The following is a 17,124-nucleotide window of genomic DNA, read 5'->3' as shown; positions in this document are numbered from 1 at the left end:
AGCGAGCACAACACCTCAGACCATGGATCCATCAGTACAACTGGCACCGACCTCATGCTAGCCTCAATCAAGCTCCACCCATCAGCAGATCCGGCCTCAAAGACAACAACCTGTTGAGACACCACATTTAGCCGCTGAGGTACACAAAGCTATCGCCCTCAGCGGCTAAAGCCGCTTGGCTTTCTTGCGCTGTGCCTAAGGGCATGGCTAAAGCCATGCCCTTAGGCAAAACAGAGCGCCTTTGGCGCTTTACGAACGAAGTTCGTCGAGGCGACGAGAAGCGGATCAAGCTCCGCTCGATACTCCCCAATAAGCTTCGCGTATCTTCACCCAAAACGAACAAGGTCGATGGACCTCGAATGTGAACCACCCAGTTCGATGTAGCGCAGAATTGCCCCGCCTTCCCCGCCCACCCTAACTCCGTGAGGATGGGGCACCCGGTGTATGGGTTACATCGAAGACCGAGTGTCTGGATTAGTCAGGTAGCAGGCGGGCGAGGGTGACCGAGAACCAGTCCTGGTCGTCGCGCCATTGTTTTTCTGCGCGGAAGCCAGTGTCGGCAAAGAGATCGCGCAGGCTCTGCCTGGTGAACTTGTAACTGTTCTCCGTGTGGAGTGTCTCACCGGCTTCGCATTCGATGGTTCCCAAGGAAGGAAAGTGGATCGCCTGCCGCCGCAGAGCCTGCAGGTGCATCTCAATGCGGCTCTCGTGCGCATTCCAGGTGGCGATGTGGCGGAAGGCTGTGAGGTCGAAGTCTGCGCCGAGCTCGCGGTTCAGGCGACGAAGTACATTGCGGTTGAACTCGGCGGTGACGCCGGCGGCGTCATTGTAGGCGGCCAGCAACGTCTCCTCGTCTTTGATCATGTCGGTCCCCAGCAGAAGCGCATCACCGGGACGAAGGATCGAAGCTAAGTTGCGCAGGATCGAGCGTGCTTCTTCGGGCGAGAAGTTGCCGATCGAGGAGCCGATATAGAGCGCCAGCAGACGGCCCTCTACCATCGGGCGCTCCAAAGGATCGAGCACATAGTTGCGGACCATCGGATGGACATGCACACCAGGCAGGCGGCGTTCGAGCGAGATGCGGGCTTCATCGAGCGCAGTCGGTGAGACATCGACCGGGATATAGCGAACGCTTCCCTGCCGCCGGACGACATCTTCGAGAAGGATGCCGGTCTTGGTCGCAGTACCTGCTCCCAGTTCAAGGACTGACAGACGCTGTTTTCCTGCTGCGGCGGCGATGATGGCCGCGCCATATCGCTCAAAGAGAGCGCGTTCGGTGCGCGTGGGATAGTACTCCGGCAGCTCGGTGATGCGCTCAAAGAGCGCCGAGCCGTCCTCGTCATAGAAGAGCCACGGCGAGAGCGTCTTCTGACCTTCGCAGAAGAGTCCGTTGCGGACCTCGCAGGAGATGGCGTGCTGCAGTTCGGGCGAGATACAGGCTGGAAGCATCGGAACTGCGGCGCTCATGCATTGGCTCCATCGGCGAGTCGGATACCGGAGAACTGCCAGCGCGTGGCCGGCTGGAAGAAGTTGCGATAACTGGCGCGAAGATGGCTGACCGGTGTAACGCAGGAGCCGCCGCGCAGCACCATCTGCGAGGACATGAACTTACCGTTGTACTCCCCGAGAGCTCCGGGCAACGGTTTATAGCCGGGATAGCCGGTGTAGGCGCTGGCGGTCCACTCCCATACATCCCCGAAGATCTGATTGAGGCCAGGAGTCATCAGCGCCGCCGACGGATGAAGCAGGCCGCTCTCGAAGAGATTGCCGGCAACGGGAAGTTGCGCGGCGGCATGCTCCCACTCGAACTCTGTGGCAAGACGCTTGCCGGCCCAGCGGGCAAACGCATCGGCTTCGAAGAAGCTGATGTGACAGACGGGGGTCTCTGAGAGATCTTCCAGCCGCTGCCAGCCACGCAAGGTAAAGATCTGCCACCTTCCGGTCTCATCGCGGCGCCAGTAGAGCGGCGCTTGCCAGCCCTCGCGCTCGACCGTATCCCAACCTTCACTGAGCCAGAGCTCAGGGCGCTGATAGCCTGCGTCTTCCATGAAGGCGAGGTATTCGGCACATGTCGTCAGGCGGGAGGCAAGCCGATAGGTTTCGAGGAAGACGCGATGACGAGGAGTCTCGTTATCGAAACTGAACTCGCTGCCCGCGTCGCCAATCTCCACCAGACCTCCCTCATAGCCGATCCACCTGATGGGAGGTGCGGGGATCTCGGCAACCGGCAGAGCGCCTGCGACAAAGGCGGGGTGTAGTGGATTGGTAAAGAAGGCATGCTTGATGTCGGTTGCGATGAGTTCCAGGTGCTGCTGCTCATGATGCAGCCCGAGAAGAACGCGGTTGACCGCGGCTTCCGGGGCACCGGTCTCAAAGAGACGATCCATGGCCTCGTTGACGTGACGGCGGAAGGCGAGAATCTCATCGAGACCGGGACGGGAGAACGAGGCGCGGAGTTTCTTCTCCGGCATCTCGCCGAGCGACTTGTAATAGCTGTTGAAGAGCCAGAGGAAGCGATCGTCGAACGGACGGTAGCCCGGCACGAACTCGCGCAGAATAAACGTCTCAAAGAACCAACTCGTGTGAGCCAGGTGCCATTTGGTGGGACTGGCCTCCGGGCAGGACTGCACCATCATGTCTTCGGCGGTCAGGCTACGACAGAGCTCCTCCGTCGCACTGCGCACCTCGCGGAAGCGTACACGCATCAGGCCCGCATTGGTGTGCTGTCCTGCGGCATCTTCAATCGGCATTCGTTGTTCCTCGCGTATGGGATCAGATGCCACAGAGTGCGGGGTTGTTGCTCTTTTTAGCCCGTTGATTCATTGCGGATAAATTCCCATTCGACGGGGGTGAGACATGACTTTACCCTCAGCGGCTAAAGCCGCTTACTTTCTGACCCGAATACGGGATGGCTAAAGCCATGCCCTTAAGCAAGACTATTCCCGCGATGCGCGAAGAGTTTGCCCGAGTGGAACAACTCCTGCAGCAAAATGTAGCCCCTCTGGCGCTTTAGGAGCAGCCAAGCCACCGAAGGGTGGACACCCGAACAGAAACAACGTGCGGAGCCTTTTTTTGCCCGGGACCTAGTTTGCCACGATCTTTGTTACACGGTGCTGAAGAGTTTTGCCAGGCCGTAGGCCGCGGCAGCTGCCAGACCGCCGACAAGGACCGTCTGTGCGGCGCTGCGTAGCCAGTGTGTCCCCAGCAGCCGGCCCTTCACCCCGCCAAATACCGCCAGAGCCAGCAGTGTGATGAGTACCGAGAGTTGCAACGCTTCCGTGGCATACGAGAGCACGATATAAGGCATAAGGGGAACGAGACCGCCGGCGACGTACGAAAAGGCGATGGTGGCGGCGCTGATGACGGCCCGGCGAGGGTCGGGCTCGTCCAGACCGAGCTCGAAACGCATCATGAAATCGACCCACGCTTTGGGGTCGCGCTTCAGTGCCAGGAGTACGGGTTCGCTCTCCTGTCTGGTGACGCCGTACTGCCGGAAGATCTCGTAGATCTCCTCTTCCTCGTCGCGGGTATGGGTGATGATCTCGCTTTGCTCACGCTTGAGCTCGGAGGTATAGTGTTCGGCGTCGCCGCGGGCAGCGAGATAACCGCCCAGCCCCATGGCCAGAGAACCGGCGGCGATCTCGGCCAGGCCGGCGAGCACCACAAGGTGAGTGTTGGAGACGGCGCCACTGAGACCGGCCGCCAGGGCGAAGGGGACGGTGAGTCCGTCGGAGAGCCCAATGACGACGTCGCGGACCGTGTCCCCGGACAGAAAGTGCCGCTCATCGTGCGCAGCGGGATTCATTCTCTGGAGTGTACCCTCATGACAAAATTTCCTCCTGCACAACGCGTCTTTCCTTTAGAGAAGCCGTCTCTTGCAATAGACATCCCCGTAAGAGGTATGACCACCATGACACGTCTGGCACTCGGATTCGTATCGCTCCTTGGAATTCTCACCGTCCCTGCCGCTCCGGTAACGGCTCAGATGATGAGTGGCGGTCCGATGGGCCCCCGAGGCGGACAGGCGGTTCGAGGCACGGTTACCTCTGCCAGCGCGGATAGCATTGCGATCAAAGGCGACGATGGCGCCAGCTACAAGGTCGTGATGACGGTAAATACCCGCATCATGCAGCAGCGCGAGCCGATCAAGGCTGCGGATATCAAACCCGGTGAATACGTTGTCGCGGTGGGACAGGCGGACGAGGCCACCAAGGAAGTCCACGCCGTCATGGTGGGAGTGATGTCCGCGGAGCAGGCCGCCGAAATGAAGGCGCGCGCCGCCGAGCTGCAGGCCAGCCTGGGTAAGACCTGGATCATGGGAAAGATCACGGCGATGGATGAGACCAAGCTGACCATCGAACGGCCCGACAAGGTCTCGCAGGTGATTGAGGTGGATGAGAACACCTCAATGCATCGCGGAGGCCGCGGAGCCATGATGGGCAATCTGGGCATGGGACCTGGCGGAGGTATGGGAGGTGGCATGGGTATGCGCCGCAATCAGGACGGGCAAGGCCAGCAACAGGGTCCGCAGCCCGAGGGAGAGGCCATTACCTTGGCCGACATTAAGGTGGGCGACAACATCAGAGCAGAGGGAGCCTTGAAGGGTAATACGTTCGTTCCCAAGACACTGAATGTGATGCCGCAGCGTGGCCAGCGTGGACCACGATCCGGCGGAGAACAGAGCCAGCAGCCGCAGCAGTAACAACCCCAGCCACTTACGCCTTTCGTAACTGCCGGCTGCTAACCGCGGGCCGACGAAGTGTTTCTAAAGCAGCAGCATTCGACGTTTGGGAGATCGATATCGTGCAAACGGCATACATTGCCATGGTGTCTCTGGCGCTGCTTTCCCCGGCAATCGGCCAGGAAACTAGCCCTGCGGCGCGCGCGCCCCAGACTGCGCCCCAAAGCACTCCGCAAGAAACTCCCGGTGCCCCCGCGGCAACTGCAGAGGTACAGGGCGGAACGATTCGCGGCACAGTGAAGACCGGCAATACGCCGCTTCCGGGCGTTGCGATTACAGCCACCAATACGCTGACCGGCAAGAAGTACACAACCAGCACGGACATTACCGGCGCCTTTCAGATGGCGATTCCGAAGAACGGCCGTTATGTGGTCAAGGCGGAGCTGGCGGCGTTCGCCCTGGACACCAAAGAGGTGCTGTTCAACGCAACATCTCCGCGAGAAGCGACCGCGTCCTTCGGACTGCAACTTGCCAGCCGCGTGGCCGCCGCTGAGCAACAGCAGACGACTATAGCCTCCCGCATCCAGAACGGTATGCAGTCGCTTGCGATGGCGGGCCTGGGGGATGCGAATACAAGCGATGCCTCCACCGGAACGGCCAATACAGGTGTGAGCATGCCAACTGTGAGCGGCATGGGGGATAACGCTGCCACTGAGTCCGTGGCTGTGACCGGGCAGATGGGACAGACGAATGGTCTGGCAGGCTTCAACGAAGAAGAGATTCGTAACCGCATTGAAGATGCGATGGCGCAGGCGCGCCTGCAGGGTGGCGGACAAGGCGACCAGATCAATGCTGTGGTGAATATGATCGGCGGCATGCTGATGGGCGGAGGGCCGGGTGGTGGTCCTGGTGCAGGGCCGGGTAGTGGAGGGCTCGGCGGTGGTGGAGGCGTCGGCGGCCCCGGAGGGGGTGGCGGCGGCTTTATGATCGCCGGCGGCGGAATGGGGCGGGGAGGTTTCCGCAACTTCAACCCGACGCAGTTCCATGGAGCGCTGTACTTCCGCGGAGGCAATGGAGCGTTAGACGCCACCAGCTATTCGCTGACCGGCAATCCAAATAAGCCGGACTACTCCAACAGTACCTTCGGTCTCTCGTTGACCGGCTCACCGTATATTCCTGGCCTGTTCAAGCCGAATACGAAGCAGTTCTTCTTTCTGAACGCACAGGGCACACTGAGCACGACACCGACGAACCTCTACGGTACGGTGCCGACATTAGCGCAGCGTGCCGGGGACTTCTCACAGTACCGTCCTGCCAGATCGACTGCTGTGGTACCGATCTATGACCCGCGGACAGGAGCGCAGTTCACCTGCAACGGCCAGGCGAATGTGATCTGCGCAAACCGCATCACGTCGCAAGCCGCGGCCTTGCTGAACTACTATCCCGCGCCGAACATGTCGACGACAAACGCGCAGGGATATAACTACCAGACGATCGCTACTTCGCAGAGCAACCAGTGGAGCATCAACACTCGCTTCATCCGTAACTTCGGGCAGGCGAGCGGTCCCTTCGGTGGACGGTTTGGCGGCGGCGGTGGAGGGGGACGTCAGAGCGGCGGCAATGCAGCCAGCCGGCGGCAACAGCAGCAGGCGTTGCGGCAGAACATCAATGTCGGTTTCAACTACTCGAACTCTGATTCGGCAACGCCGAATATCTTCTCTGCCCTGAATACCTCGGGAACCTCTACCGGCTACGGTTTCAATCTTGGCTACACCATCGGTAAGGGACGACTGAACAATAACGCCTCGCTGAACTGGAACCGTAGCGACTCGATCACGACGAATCTGTATACCAACCAGTCGAACCCGGCCCTGGCTGCCGGCATCCAGGTAGGAACAGCAGCGACCCAGGCGAACCCCTTCTACTATGGGCTGCCGTCGCTCTCGATTACGAACTTCACCGGCTTTTCCAGCACCTCTCCATCGAACCGGATCGGCCAGACAGTTTCGTTTTCAGACTTCGTGGGATGGAATCATGGCAAGCACAACTTCCGCTTCGGCTTCGACCTGCGGCGCGTGCACAGCGATTCGACCGGCGGCAACAACACTGTCGGCGCATTTACTTTCTCGGGCTATGCGACACAAACGCCCGGCAACACCAGGGGATCGGGAGCGGGCTTTGCGGACTTCCTGCTCGGCTTACCGCAACAGTCACGCGTCCAGGCAGGACTGTACAAGAACTATCTGCGCGAGTGGGTCTATGACTGGTATGTGCAGGATGACTACCGCGTCGCCTCAGGCCTGACCCTGAACTTTGGCTTGCGCTATGAGTACTTCTCTCCCTATGTGGAGAAGTACAACCATCTTGTAAACCTTGACCATAACTCCGACTTCACGGCGGTCTCGGTTGTCCAGCCCGGCGCCAGCGGGCCGTACACGGGCAGCTTTCCACGGTCTCTGGTGAATCCGTATCGCGGCATGTTTGCTCCGCGCGTCGGCCTGGCCTGGCGACCGAAGTTCCTTAAGCAGACCGTAGTCCGCACCGGATACGGCATGAACTACAACACGACGCAGTATGGCAGCTTCGCCAACTCGCTGTCGAACCAGCAGCCTTTCGCTGTAACGCAAACGAATATCGCCAACCAGCAGGGATGCGGTGTGTTGCAACTGGCGAACGCCTTCAACTGCTCGACTGCGACCGTGCAAAACAACTTCGCCGTCAACCGCGACTACCGGCTGGCGCGGGTGAATATCTGGAACCTCGACATTCAGCACACCTTCGGTCTGGGAATCGTAATGAATGTCGGCTACAACGGAGCTTCGGCAGGCGACCTGGATATGCGGCGCGCGCCGAACCGCACGGTGACGGGCCTGACAACAACCGGGGCGCAGGCGTTTACATATGAAGACTCCTCGGGTTACTCGCGCTTCAATGCGCTGAGTGTGAACCTGCGCAAGCGCATGCAGAAAGGCATCAGTCTGGGAGCGACGTATCAGTATGGCCACTCGATCGACAACGCCAGCTCGATTGGCGGCAGCTCGGCGACCGTTGCGCAGAACGATCAGCGGCTTGATCTGGAAGAAGGCAACTCGAGCTTCGACGTACGGCATAAGGTAACGGGCAACTATGTCTTCGAGCTTCCCTTTGGACCGAACCGCGCCTTCCTGGCGAGCGGCGGAACGTGGTCGCACATTCTGAATAACTGGAATATCTCGGGGAACTTCACCTTCGCTACCGGCGGTTATTTCACGCCGCAATATGTAGGCACCACGGCGCAGACGGCAACGGGCGGCAACTATACGCTGCGCCCTGACCGTGACTTCGCGCAGTCGATTGCCGGTCCGGGAACCGTATCGCGCTGGTTCAATACGGCCGCGTTTATCGCTGAATCGAACCCGACCCACTTCGGCAACTCTTCCCGAAACTCAATCCGTGGTCCTGGGACGGTTTCCAACGATATGGCGCTGGCGCGCAACTTCAGCTTCGGAGATACCCGCGGTCTGGAGACGAGGTTCTCGGCGACGAATATCTTCAACACCGTGCAGTACTCCGGCATTAACAGCACGGTGAACTCACCTACCTTCGGGCAGGTGACCAGCGTGGCCGCGATGCGGCGCATCACCTTCATGGCACGGTACCGGTTCTAGGGCGAGAAGTCGCGGATGAAGACAGAGACGATGAAGAGACACTCCGGATCGATGAAGCTTACGGCGGCACTCATGCTGCCCATGCTGTTGGGCGCGAGCACGGTGGCGCAGACGGCTAGCCAGGTTCCCAATCAGCAGCCGGGACAGGCGCCGGTCTTTACCATCTCAGTACGTTCAGAGATCGTGCTGACGAATGTCGTGGCTCGCGACAAGCAAGGCAACGTGGTGAAGGACCTGAAGTCCAGCGACTTCACTGTCTTCGAGAACGGGAAGCCGCAGAAGATCTCTTCCTTCGACTTTCAGAATGTCGATCTCGCTGCTGCTTTGAAAGAACAGACGACGGTTGCCGGAACCACGAGCATCGCCAAGATGCTGGAGCGCTCGATCGGCGAAGACAAACAGGCGCTTCGCGATCACCGGCTGATCGTGATCTTCTTCGATCTCTCATCGATGCAGCAGTCTGACATCGATCGAGGTGTGGACTCGGCGAAGGAGTACATCGACAAGAAGATGGCTCCGGCGGACCTGGTTGCCGTGGTCTCGCTGGATACTTCTCTGAAGCTTGTGCAGGACTTCACTTCCGATAGGCAGTCACTGCTGCGTGCAGTGGGCAGCTTCAACGGCACCGAAGGACAAGGCTTTGCCAACGGGGGTAATGGCGATTCCGAAGGCACGGCGGATGATGCTTCGTCCTTTGTCGCGGACGACTCTGAGTACAACTCACTGAATACGGACCGTTCGTTGTATGCGATTCTGCAGGTCGCGAAATCGTTGGAACGTGTGGATCAGCGCAAGTCGCTGCTGTACTTCTCCGGCGGTTTAACGCGCAATGGTATTGAGAACCAGGCGTCGTTGCGGGCAGCGACCAATGCGGCGACGAAAGCCAATATGAGTATCTACTCGGTTGATACGCGTGGGCTGCAAGCTCTGCCGCCGGTGGGCGATGCTTCTACCGGATCGACCCGCGGTACGTCGGCTTATAACGGAGCGGCGATGCAGTCGCGGCTGGATTCGAACTTCAGCTCGCAGGAGACTCTGGCTTCCTTGTCCTCGGATACGGGCGGTAAGGCCTTCTTCGATTCGAATGACTTCGGTCCGGCGTTCCAGGCGATCCAACACGATACTGAGGCTTACTACATCATCGGTTTCCGCTCGACGGATCAGCGGCGCGACGGCAGCTTCCGCAAGCTGCAGGTTAAGATCAACCGTCCGGATATCAAGCTGGAATATCGTCCGGGCTATTACGCGCCTGCCGACTTCCAGCACCAGAAGAATGAAGACCGCGAGCTGGCCCTGAATGAGCAGCTCCGTTCGGATGCTCCGGCAGTGGATGTCGCTGTTTATCTGCAGGCGCTGTACTTCCGGCAGAACGACAACCGCTTCTTCGTTCCGGTATCGCTGATTGTGCCGGGCTCGCAGATCCCGTTCACCCAGGTAAAAGATCAGTCCAAGGCGACGATCGACATTATCGGCAACGTGAAGAACGCGCAGCAGATCGTGGTCGGTTCGGCGCGAGAGACAGTGAAGCTACAGCTCGATGCGAATCAGCAGGTGCAGCGGAAGAACATTCAGTACTCCACCGGATTCTCGCTGGCTCCGGGACGGTATCACCTGAAGTTCGTGGTGCGTGAGAATCAGACCGGCAACATGGGATCGTTCGAGACCGACATCAACGTTCCTGACATGAAGAAGGTTCCGCTGAAGCTTTCGTCGGTGCTGGTGTCGAATCAGCGGACACCCAATAACAATCTGCGGAACCAGAGTTTGCTGGTACGGGATGGGCAGCAGTATGTACCGAATATTCCGCATGTCTTCCGGCAGGATCAGCATCTTTATTTCCTGTACGAGGTCTATGACCCGGCCAAGCCTGCGAGTGGTGCGGCTGCGACCCCTCCGCCGACTCCTGCGGGTCTGCAGCGCAGACCCGATCCTGCGGCGCATGTGTTGACGTCGATTGAGTTTTTGAACGCGGCGGGAAGCAAGGTTTTTGAGACGCCTCTGATAGAGGCGAATGCAGTCAACATTCCGGATCGCAATGCGGTTGGCTTCCAGTTCGATGTACCGCTGGCGCAGCTTGCTCCGGGAAGTTATATCTGCCAGGTGAATGTGATTGACGATGCGGGCGGGACGTTTACGTTTCCGCGGATGGCGATGATGATTACGGCTCCGGTTGCTCCTGCTCCGACCCCGACGCCGACGGCTACGGTCAAACCGGGGGAGTAGTCATCCATATCTCGAGCACAACACGAATCCGGTGGGAATAGCGGGGTCCCTGGCCAGCTTTGCTGGCCGGGTTCTCAGCGGGCATCACCCCGCTGAGAAGATCACAAAGTAAATGGGCTTTACGTGCTCGATCTATAGAACCCCGCACCGTAGACGAATCATTCTCTCCGCCTACGGCATTCGTGCCCTATCCTTCGCCATACAACCGCGAAGAATGGTGCAAGGAGTGTCTACTGCTTCCGAATATCTCGACACACCCTGGATACCCCGGCGCTCACCATCAATGTATGACGAGAAGCCCCGCATCGTGCAGCTTGGCTGGCGTGGTCTTGAGTCGCAGGCTGGAACATCCAAATCTCACATAGTCATCCATCACCCGCACGAGTGAGGAGTCTGGGATTCCGAGCTTATGTTCCAGGGTGTTAAGGATGGCCTCGAAACTGGCGATTGCCTTGCAAGCGATCGCATCCGGCAATGTCTCTACGATCCATGCAGTGCAGTCATCCGGGCCTTCGTGAGCAAAGACTCGATCGTTATGGAAGATCTGCAGCTCGTAATCGTGCAAGACATGGAGTCTCGTCATTACCTTGGTTAGTTTCGAGGAGTTGCCGTTGGCGTACCAATCGGCAGCTTTATTGCGAATTCTATTCTTTCGAGTCATAGGGCCGCTTCCAGATTGAAACAATGAGAAAAATGTTTATGTGTATCCGCTGGAGCATTTCTCCTAAAGGCGTAGAGCGGAGTTTTGGCTGTTTGCGCCGTTCCCTGCCAGGAAAAAGGCATTCGCAGATTTTCCAACGCTACCGTATTAGGAGAATTGCTCTATAGTGCACTTATGTCTTGCCGTGCAGGAGCGGAGGTTCGCAAGCTGTTACTTAATAGCCGGCGTAACCTCGATCGTATTGCGAACGGGAAAAGTGACGAACTCCCGCGCCTGGCCCATCAGCAACGTAACGCCTTTGAGCTGTGGCGATTGCATGTCGAACGCTGTGTGGAGTGCAGCTCGAAGGAAACAGTGACTATCCTTCGCAACGAAATGCGTGGAAGCAATGACTTCCCGTTCGGCAGCGCGATGAAAGTCGTGTATCCATAGACCGTGACGGTGGTGCCGGTCGCCTGCAATTTTGGTTCCAGTCCGCGTCATGGTCACAGTCGCATCGGTAACACTTACACCACTGGGACCTGTCAGGCTTGCAGCAAACGCTGCGGTCATATCGTGCGACAGCAGATGCTTTCCGCTCAGAAATGCCAGACTCAGCGGATTGAGGGCCATGCGCTCGAGAACCCGCCTGATTAGATTTGCCTTCCCGTTCATGTACAACCTCCGGTTTGCCGTGATGCTCTGCGGGCGAGGTGTTAGGGAGTATCGGCAGTAAAAAATGGATTGGCAAAGTATTTCACTGTGATAGCGAAGTTTCACCGTGAACTCGTCGCAAGCCGCTCGAATGAAAGCTCTTACATCTCACGTGAAGTTCCTCATTGCACGGTTTTTGAAGCATTTCGCCCCGATGCATGAATCCGGATACATGAGCTTTTCTAATCTGCGCAATCATCGACGAATTTGTTTGCTGAAGTAACTAAGAATGGGTGGCATATTGGGGCCGGGCGAACTTGGTTTCGTTGTGGTGAACTATTCGAGCGAAGCTCGTACCGGGCGGGAGCAGCGGGCTGATTACCACCCATAAGAACTGATGCCTCAGCGGCTAAAAAGAGGCTGCGGAAAAGTCGATTTTCAAAAGCAAAAAAAACGATTGCGTCAGAATGCCCTGTAAGCGATCCGTGACATGGTACGGAGAATCAAGCGCTGAAGCCCGCTGCTCCCGCCGGCCACCCTAAGGAATTACACGCCAGGCGACAATGGAGCTCGCGGCCGCATCGCCCGCAAGATTATTCGTCTTCAGCAGAACCTCAAAATGAGACGTTCCACCACTCGTCAACTTCGCCTGATGCCAGAACTGCCTGAGGTGCTGCTGATTCGAGACAAACTCCCAGGCACACTCTGTCGCCGCCATCGAGGTTCCTTCCAGAATCAGGATGTTGCCCGCCCCACTTGGATTGGCCAGATACGAGACCTTGCAGTAGACCGTACGTGTTCGCTCGTTGGGATCTGAGATCCATTCCGCGGCCTCGCCCGGCAGTGGCTTCCGGTTCTCGATCGTGTAGATCCCCTTCTCCTGGTCTTTCTTCAGGATGAAGTTCATGCCGCTCTGGAACATCAGGCCCCATGGATTGGTTTCACTGCTGCCGATCAGCACGACGTTATTCTGCTTCAGATCGTTTGGCCTGACATCGCGTGCAAAACGCACCGACGGTTCAACATTGAGTGCCCGCGCAATATGCGAAAGCTTCTGGATGATCTCCAGATCCACTACGGAGGTGTAACGCCGGGAGAGCACGGTCGTCGCCAGGCGCTGCTCCGGGCTGGAAGGTCCCTCGTCTTTCCCATAAGCAAAGGTCAGATAGTCCGCCAGAGTGAGGTTCGTATGCTTGAACTCCTGCCAGACGGAGAGACTGCTATCACTCGGCACCAGGATCGTCGGGCGCTGCCGGTTGAAGATCTGCGGCCAGAACTCGCGCTCCATTGCGAGATTTCCACGGTGGGCGCGGTAGAACCAGACACCGGCAAGCGATAGCACCAAAAACAGGGCAATGGCCGCGCCACCGATCCAGAGCATTCTCCGGCCGGGAGCCGCGGCTTTCTCCCAGGCGTCGTCGGCCGATACGTCCTCGATCTCGCGCGCCTCCGAGGGGAGCCCTGTTTCTCCGGAAACGGGTTTTGCACCGTCTCCGAGGCATTCTGGAACGCACAACTCAAAGCGAGGCTGATAGGCGCCCCGCGGAATCACAAGCCGGATCTTCTCCTCACGGCCTTCGTGCAGGTAATACATCTCCAGCTTGCGGCGTAGACGGCTCGCATGCGATCGCACAATGCCGTCAATGCTCGGGTCGTAGTCGGTCGGCAACTGAAAGACTGTCCGCCCAATGTCCTTCTCGTTAATCTCCGAGACCCTGCCCTGGATCTCAAGCTCGCAGATGTGCTGCAAAAAACTTGAGAGCCGCTCGGATCGATGGAAGTACTTCGAAGCAATAATCCGGTGGACCAATTCACGCTTCGCAAGCGGCGGTACTGCTTCGTAATCTTGCACCAGGCAATCGGCCCTTCCCTCGTCTAGCAAATCCTGTCTAGGCGATAACTGTTCGGCGACACCTTTAATCCTACGCCGACCCGTTAAATAAACGGTTTCACGTCTGCGCCAGTTTCCAAATCGGGTGATTTAACATCGCACATCTCTCTGAAAAGACAAGGAGAATTTTCTGTTTCGGTGAATTGTCTGGAAGTCTCGCAGCCCGGCAGCTAGGGTGTAGCTGGCTGGTGGGCTGCGTTACTCGTTCCTGTTCGATCGCGGTTGCCGGCCACCCCTCTTGGCTCACGGCGCGTCCGATCGGCCATTCTGCCGCGTTCTCCAATCTCGGGCAAGACTTCTTGTCCGATCGACAAGCTTCCATTGGGCCCTGGATAGGTCACTATTCAGGGCATTTTTTTAGAGCGCATCCTTATATTAGGAGGCGTTCTCCCTGCGTCTGATGCGTGACACAGCCAGGGAGGCAGCAGGCACCCATCGCAAGGCAACAGGACATTCGCGCTGCGCGCGAACCGGTGGGAGCAGCGGGCTTCCAGCCCGCTGACATTGGGCTACAAAGATGTCGGGCTTTTAGCCCTGGGCTCTTTATGAACCGAAGCAAAAGGCCCAGGGCTGAAGCCCATCGATTGATGAGGTTTATGTCAGCGGGCTGAAGCCCGCTGCTCCCACCCAGCTCTATTCACTAAACTGTGCTCTGGGCACGATGAATCGTTGACCCTATGGCCTTCCTACCAGATTCGCCCGCATCGATTGCCGCTCCGGTCGGATTCTGAAATTGCCATAGCAAAGCAAACGCAAAATCGAATCAGGACGGAGATGCCAGCTCGCCCAACTTAGCGGAGAATCTCCACGATCATCGCGAGCATCAAGTTTCGCCCCATGCTTCAAAAGCAACTCGATCGTAGCTTCTCCTCCAAACGCAGCGGCGCGGTGAAGCGGGGTTTCACCTCTGGTCCGAGCGTCCCGCATGAAGCCTCCAGTTTCAGCGCCACTCGTCGTAGCTATGTTTGGATTCGCTCCCGCCGAAAGTAACACCTCAAGCACTCGGTCGTATGAAACGCGATCTGTGGTGCAGAGTGCACTGTGGAGAGGCGTCTCACCTGTCTCGGGATCAGCCGCATTGACATCCGCTCCCTGCTCGATCAGGAACCTGCACAATCGCCAATGACCATGAAAGCAGACTCCATTCAGACCGAAGTTAGTTCCAAGAGAAGCTAAGGGAACGCCCTTCGACAGAAGGAATCTGATTGCACTGACATCACCGTAGTACACGCACCAACTCAGAAGAGAGATACCACCATCGTCCTGTCGATCTGCAGCAACGCCTGCTTCGATCAACTCAAATACCAGGTCTGTGCGCCCATCGGCAAACTCTCGCAGAAGTACGTCGATGTCTTTGGCCATGATCTCCTCCGCGCCCAATCATAGCTCTTTGACGTGGACGCTTGGGCTTTGTCGAGGAGAAGGAGATACCAAATGAGAAATTCGCTTCGCTAGAGCAATTTTCCTGTAGGTATAGTGTAGGGATTCCGCATCTATGGGCGTTTTCCGCAATGAAAACGCCGCTGCACTCCTCTTCCGGGAGACACAGCAACAGGAAAAATGCTCTAATACACAGCCCTCAGCGGCTAAAGCCGCATCCAGTTCGACGCATGAACGGCACGGCTGAAGCCGTGCCCTTAATCAAAACCATCCCATGACAGGGACAAGGAATATGACCTCGCAGTGAGAGGTCACGCCGTACGCTCAACAGCCGTTGCGCACGGCGCAACCAGTTCGCACCGTAGGTGCGAATGCCTTGCTTAAGGGCATGGCTTCAGCCATGCCGTACTAAGGCTGAACGGCACGCGGCTTTAGCCGCTGAGGTCCGTGTTTGTTCGTCGTTAGGGAGCGTAGAAGAATCTGCTTCCAATGAAACCAAGAAGAATGGGGTAACGAGTGTCTACTGCTTCCCGATCTGTCGATACGCCTTCGTTGCTCCGAACTCCCGTCAATCTCCCAACGCCGAAGCTTGCTTCAGATACTCGAAACCTCGCTGTTTCGTCGCCGGGTCGCGGCTTTCTGCGATAGGCAACGTCAAGGTCACACACAGGCCGGGTCTCTCCGCCAGATTTCTCGCTGAGATCGTACCAGCATGCAATGCCATCGCGCGGTTTGCGATCGCAAGCCCAATCCCGTAACCGTCCTGCGTGTTGTGCCGTTGGTTGCCGACTCGATAGAACGGCTTGAAGACCGTCTCCAACTGGTCCTCCGGAATTCCCGGTCCACTATCCGTCACGCCCAACACAGCCATCGCTCCTGCTGCGCTCTCCTGCCGGGTAAGTTCAATCTGTACCATCCTTCCCGGCGGCGAATAGCGGATCGCATTCCGCACGACATTCTCCAGCGCCTGGCGCAGCAGCACGGTATCGCCCGTCACCATCGAATCCTGCTCCACCAAAAGCTCTACCCCTCGACCCATTCCCTCAGCTTCATAGCAGACATCCGGCAGCAGCTCCTCCACCAACCCGCCGAGAGAAAACACTTCACGCGGCGACAGGTTGTCGAGGTTCTCGACATAGGCAAGCGAGAGGATCTGCCCGATCAAAGTATTCAGGCGGGACGACTCCAGCTCGATCCGGCCGAGATGCTGATCAATACTTTCTTTCCGTCCCTCACGCGCCAGCCCCAGCGCGAGGTTCAGCCGCGCCAACGGCGACCGTAGCTCATGCGAGATATCACGAAGCAACATCCGCTGCGCGACCACAAGCGACTGAATACGGTCAGCCATGCTGTTGAAGTCCACCATCAGCCCATCAAGATCGTCCGTCAGATGAAAGACGCTCACCAGTTTGCGTGTGATGCGGCCCTGACTGACTCGCGTGTCCAAGGCTCCTTCAGCGATCTGCGTGCTTGCCTGCCGCAGCCGCCGGATGGGCAGCACCACCAGGACCGCAAGAAACAGCGTCACCACACCGGAGATGCAGATGGTCGTATAGCCAGGCAGCAGGCCATAGAGCTGCAGCGCCGTCTTATAGCGGTTCTCAAAGAGAAGCACATACGGCGCACCGCTGTCAGAGTGCACCGGCATCGCAATCACTTGATAGACGGCGTTATTGGCCGTCATTCGCCTGCCGCTCTTCAAGGTTTCAGCAACAAGCTGCCTGGCGCCTTCAACGTCCTTGCTGCCGCAGACAATCGCCCCATCGGCGGTCGCCAAAGACATTCTGTCGTCAGAGTTATTCAGAGCACTCGCACGCGCCGCGCAGGCATTCTTCTCGTGCAGCGCAATCATCTCGCGGCCGTTCATCTGCAGCGAGGCATTCAAGGCATCGATCAGCTCGGGGTTATGGATATGGCGATGCGGCTCGAAGTCCGAGATGATGATGACCACACCGGCCGCCAGCCAGTACGCAAGAAAAATTTTGATAATGAGACTTCTCATCCTGGG

At 57.9% G+C, this 17,124-nt stretch carries 11 protein-coding genes and 1 pseudogene; 4 read left to right on the top strand and 8 right to left on the bottom strand.

Features of this window, described 5'->3' with window-relative positions; translation table 11 throughout:
• Positions 1 to 131: pseudogene (locus OHL21_RS00985) on the top strand (IS481 family transposase); the annotation flags it as partial.
• 343 nt (positions 132 to 474) lie between these two features.
• Here OHL21_RS00985 and egtD read toward each other — a convergent pair.
• From egtD to OHL21_RS00970, 3 genes are all read right to left on the bottom strand, one after another.
• On the bottom strand, positions 475 to 1,467 hold the full coding sequence (gene egtD, locus OHL21_RS00980) for an L-histidine N(alpha)-methyltransferase (RefSeq protein ID WP_263415377.1): 993 nt from the start codon (positions 1,465 to 1,467) through the stop codon (positions 475 to 477).
• Positions 1,464 to 2,750, bottom strand: a complete 1,287-nt coding sequence (egtB, locus tag OHL21_RS00975; RefSeq protein ID WP_263415376.1) for an ergothioneine biosynthesis protein EgtB — start codon at positions 2,748 to 2,750, stop codon at positions 1,464 to 1,466. The genes egtD and egtB overlap by 4 nt, the downstream gene beginning before the upstream one ends.
• A gap of 353 nt (positions 2,751 to 3,103) precedes the next feature.
• Positions 3,104 to 3,805, bottom strand: a complete 702-nt coding sequence (locus OHL21_RS00970) for a VIT1/CCC1 transporter family protein (protein WP_263415375.1) — start codon at positions 3,803 to 3,805, stop codon at positions 3,104 to 3,106.
• Between the two features lie 96 nt (positions 3,806 to 3,901).
• Between OHL21_RS00970 and OHL21_RS00965 the strand changes: the two genes are divergently transcribed.
• From OHL21_RS00965 to OHL21_RS00955, 3 genes are all read left to right on the top strand, one after another.
• On the top strand, positions 3,902 to 4,702 hold the full coding sequence (locus tag OHL21_RS00965) for a DUF5666 domain-containing protein (protein ID WP_263415374.1): 801 nt from the start codon (positions 3,902 to 3,904) through the stop codon (positions 4,700 to 4,702).
• A gap of 101 nt (positions 4,703 to 4,803) precedes the next feature.
• Complete coding sequence (locus OHL21_RS00960) at positions 4,804 to 8,328, top strand: TonB-dependent receptor (protein WP_263415373.1); 3,525 nt, start codon at positions 4,804 to 4,806, stop codon at positions 8,326 to 8,328.
• A gap of 15 nt (positions 8,329 to 8,343) precedes the next feature.
• A complete protein-coding gene (locus tag OHL21_RS00955; RefSeq protein WP_263415372.1) occupies positions 8,344 to 10,551 on the top strand; it encodes a VWA domain-containing protein in 2,208 nt (735 codons plus the stop codon).
• A 280-nt stretch (positions 10,552 to 10,831) separates the two neighbouring features.
• Here OHL21_RS00955 and OHL21_RS00950 read toward each other — a convergent pair whose 3' ends face one another.
• From OHL21_RS00950 to OHL21_RS00930, 5 genes are all read right to left on the bottom strand, one after another.
• Positions 10,832 to 11,212: a hypothetical protein gene (locus OHL21_RS00950; protein ID WP_263415371.1), complete on the bottom strand. Its 381-nt coding sequence runs from the start codon at positions 11,210 to 11,212 to the stop codon at positions 10,832 to 10,834.
• A 210-nt stretch (positions 11,213 to 11,422) separates the two neighbouring features.
• Complete coding sequence (locus tag OHL21_RS00945; RefSeq protein ID WP_263415370.1) at positions 11,423 to 11,866, bottom strand: hypothetical protein; 444 nt, start codon at positions 11,864 to 11,866, stop codon at positions 11,423 to 11,425.
• 517 nt (positions 11,867 to 12,383) lie between these two features.
• Positions 12,384 to 13,697, bottom strand: coding sequence for a hypothetical protein (locus tag OHL21_RS00940; RefSeq protein WP_263415369.1), 1,314 nt, complete (start codon positions 13,695 to 13,697; stop codon positions 12,384 to 12,386).
• 714 nt (positions 13,698 to 14,411) lie between these two features.
• Entirely contained in the window at positions 14,412 to 15,098 is a 687-nt protein-coding gene (locus OHL21_RS00935; RefSeq protein WP_263415368.1) for an ankyrin repeat domain-containing protein, read from the bottom strand.
• A 586-nt stretch (positions 15,099 to 15,684) separates the two neighbouring features.
• Entirely contained in the window at positions 15,685 to 17,118 is a 1,434-nt protein-coding gene (locus OHL21_RS00930; RefSeq protein WP_263415367.1) for a sensor histidine kinase, read from the bottom strand.
• Between the last annotated feature and the right edge of the window lie 6 nt (positions 17,119 to 17,124).

The organism is Terriglobus albidus, assembly GCF_025685425.1.
Lineage (GTDB): Bacteria > Acidobacteriota > Terriglobia > Terriglobales > Acidobacteriaceae > Terriglobus > Terriglobus albidus.
This window is presented reverse-complemented; position numbering and strand designations above follow the sequence as displayed.